This window comes from Bradyrhizobium sp. (genome assembly GCF_049798375.1).
In the GTDB taxonomy this organism is placed as follows: Bacteria; Pseudomonadota; Alphaproteobacteria; order Rhizobiales; family Xanthobacteraceae; genus Bradyrhizobium.
Map to the genome: position 1 here is coordinate 1 of NZ_JBARGP010000687.1, position 2,792 is coordinate 2,792.

5 protein-coding genes are annotated in these 2,792 nt (G+C 63.3%); all 5 read left to right on the forward strand.

Going from position 1 to position 2,792, the window contains the following annotated elements:
• Positions 1-191: 191 nt before the first annotated feature.
• Positions 192-782, forward strand: a complete 591-nt coding sequence (locus tag WA702_RS26920; protein ID WP_425113586.1) for a TetR family transcriptional regulator C-terminal domain-containing protein — start codon at positions 192-194, stop codon at positions 780-782.
• Positions 779-1,687: a haloalkane dehalogenase gene (locus WA702_RS26925; protein WP_425113587.1), complete on the forward strand. Its 909-nt coding sequence runs from the start codon at positions 779-781 to the stop codon at positions 1,685-1,687. Before WA702_RS26920 ends, WA702_RS26925 begins: the two co-directional genes overlap by 4 nt.
• 33 nt (positions 1,688-1,720) lie before the next feature.
• The gene (locus tag WA702_RS26930) at positions 1,721-1,948 is read left to right on the forward strand and encodes a SelT/SelW/SelH family protein (protein WP_425113588.1); all 228 of its coding nucleotides are present in this window, start codon (positions 1,721-1,723) and stop codon (positions 1,946-1,948) included.
• A gap of 9 nt (positions 1,949-1,957) precedes the next feature.
• Positions 1,958-2,386, forward strand: coding sequence for a GNAT family N-acetyltransferase (locus WA702_RS26935; RefSeq protein WP_425113589.1), 429 nt, complete (start codon positions 1,958-1,960; stop codon positions 2,384-2,386).
• A gap of 227 nt (positions 2,387-2,613) precedes the next feature.
• Positions 2,614-2,792: transposase (locus WA702_RS26940; protein ID WP_425113590.1), on the forward strand; the 179-nt coding region annotated here is incomplete at its 3' end.

A 2,792-nucleotide genomic window follows, 5' to 3' on the forward strand; every position in this document is an offset into this window, starting at 1 on the left:
CGTCTCCACAATCAGCATCCCAACCTCGGCTTCCATAATCATGGAAGCCAGTGTGGACCCTCAGCCCCGGGGTCCCGATTGGATGCCGATCACCCCGAAAACGGGGTCCTTATTCCATGCCGAAACACACCAGGCGCGGGAGAAGGAAAAATCGCGTTGACAATAATACGTACGTACGTATTATGTGCGCTATGCCCAAGCCATCTCTCCGCGACAGCATCCTCGACGCCGGCCTCAAGGCCATGTTCCGCACCGGCTATCATGGCACCAGCGTCCGCGACATCACCTCCGCCGCCGGCGCGCCGCAGGGGTCGTTCACCAACCATTTTCGCTCCAAGGAGGCGTTCGCTTCCGAGGTGCTCGACCGCTACTTCACGCATACGCGAACGCTGGTCGCGCAGGCGCTCGAAGACACCTCGCTCAGCTCGCGCATGCGGCTGAGGCGCTATCTCGACATCATCACACGGCGCTTGGAGGCCGAGGGATTTGGTCGCGGCTGCCTGATTGGCGATCTCAGCTTAGAGGCATCCGCGTCGAGTGAATTGTTGCGCACGCGGCTTGCGGAGATCTTTCAGGAGTGGCGGGTGCCGTTCGCGGCCTGCATCGCAGAGGCGCAGACCGCAGGCGAAATCGCCGCCGACTTCGCGCCCGAAGAGCTTGCCGAATTTCTGCTCGCGTCCTGGCAGGGCGCGATGCTGCGCATGAAGGTGGAGCGCACGGCCGCGCCACTCGAACGTTTCAAGCAAATCGTCTTCCAAACCGTGTTCAAGGAGCCATCATGAGCGAGCCCGTCACCGTCCAGCATCATAGCGTTCTGTCATCCTCCACCATGGCCTTCCGCGAGGCAGGCAACAAAGGCGCCCCCGTCGCGCTGTTCCTGCACGGCAATCCGACCTCCTCCTACATCTGGCGCAACATCCTACCGTTGGTCGCGCCTGTCGCCCATTGCATCGCGCCGGACCTGATCGGCTTCGGACAATCCGGCAAGCCCGACATCGCCTATCGTTTTGCGGATCACGCTCGCTATCTCGATGCCTTGATTGATCAGCTCGGCATCACCTCCGCCTATCTAGTGGCGCAGGACTGGGGGACGGCCCTCGCCTTTCATCTCGCGGCGCGTCGCCCCGATTTCGTGCGCGGATTGGCCTTCATGGAATTCATCCGCCCGATGCCAAGCTGGGGCGATTTCGATCCTGATCACGGCGTGCGCGAACAGACCTTCCGCAAGTTCAGGACCAAAGGCGAAGGCGAGGCGATGATCCTGCAAAGTAATGCCTTCATAGAGCGCGTGCTGCCCGGCGGGATCGTGCGCAAGTTGAGCGATGAGGAGATGGCGGCCTATCGTGCGCCGTTCCCGGATGAGGCGAGCCGCCGGCCCATCCTGACGCTGCCGCGCGAGTTGCCGATCCAAGGCGAGCCGGCCGATGTTCATGCGATGCTCGAATCCGCGCATGCGGCGCTCGCTGCCTCGACCTATCCGAAATTGTTGTTCTTCGGCGAGCCGGGCGCGGTGGTCTCGCCGGCCTTTACTGCAAGCTTTGCAGCCTCGCTGCAGCACTGCGCACTGGTCCCGCTCGGACCCGGCCGGCACTTCTTGCAGGAGGATCATCCCGACGCCATAGGTCGCTCGGTTGCGGGATGGATTGCAGGCATCGAGGCCGCGTCACAGCGCCGGCGGCCGGCCTGAACAGAGCCGCGGACAAACTGAGAGGAGACCGCCATGGCAAACGTCACGATCACCTACTGCAGCCCGTGCGGCTATGAAAAGCGCGCCAAAGAGGCGGCGAGAGCGCTCCGCGAGCAGTTCGCAATGGAGGGAAAGCTCGTGCCCGGCAGTGGCGGGATTTTCGAAGTGAAGGTCGGCGAGACGACCGTCGCCAAGCGGGTGAAGGGGCACTTTCCGGACACGGCCGAGATCGTCAAAGCCGTCGGTTCGTTGCGCAAGTGAGGGACGAAAATGCTGGTTTGGAAGGACGACCTCGCCGGCGTCGATTGGCAGGAGCTGTCAGAGCTCTATCGCCTGGCTCCGCTTGGCGACAAGCCCCCGCGCGAGCTCGAGCTCGTCTTCGGCAACAGCGTGTTCCGCCTGTTTGTCTATGATGCCGGCCGTCTGGTCGCGACCGGCCGGGTGCTCGCCGACGGGCGCGATTGCGCCTATCTCTGCGACATCGCGATCCTGCCGAGCCATCAGGGGCAGTGCCTAGGCAAGGAGATGGTTGGCCGCCTGCTGCGCCTCTCCTCAGGGCACAAGAAGATCATCCTCTATTCCGTTCCAGACAAGGAGGCCTTTTACCAAGGCTTCGGCTTCCGGCGGATGTTGACCGCGATGGCGATTTTCGAAGATCCGGCTGCGGCCACAACGAAAGGCTATCTGGCGCCGGCCTGATTGATCTGACGCGAATGGTCTGGCTTCAATGCCTGCGGTCCATTTGCCAGGCATCGCCCGGGTTCTTGCGGGTCGTGCCCCCGGGCGTGGTGTAGGTCGGCAGAGCGAAGCCGTCCGCCCGCGCGCTCCCCAGTTGCGCCGTAGCGGGTGGACGGCTTTGCGGTGGTCACCGGCGATTGCCCGGTAGGGTCGGGTTGCTGACACCAACCTGATTCGAGGAACCACCGATGACCGACGAGGTGATGAACCTTCGCGCGCTCGTGGAGAAGACCCCAGACGCCGATCTTCTGCGCGAGATGATCGGCTTTGCAGCCCAGCGGTTGATGGAGATGGAGGTCGCCGGGCTGACCGGAGCGGCCTATGGCGAGAAGAGCTCCGAGCGTCTGGCGCAGCGCAACGGCTACCG

Bases quoted from the DNA above. Each gene is read 5' to 3' on its own strand.
- WA702_RS26935 (WP_425113589.1), top strand. From the start codon at position 1,958: ATGCTGGTTTGGAAGGACGACCTCGCCGGCGTCGATTGGCAGGAGCTG.
- WA702_RS26925 (WP_425113587.1), top strand. From the start codon at position 779: ATGAGCGAGCCCGTCACCGTCCAGCATCATAGCGTTCTGTCATCCTCC.
- WA702_RS26930 (WP_425113588.1), top strand. From the start codon at position 1,721: ATGGCAAACGTCACGATCACCTACTGCAGCCCGTGCGGCTATGAAAAG.
- WA702_RS26920 (WP_425113586.1), top strand. From the start codon at position 192: ATGCCCAAGCCATCTCTCCGCGACAGCATCCTCGACGCCGGCCTCAAG.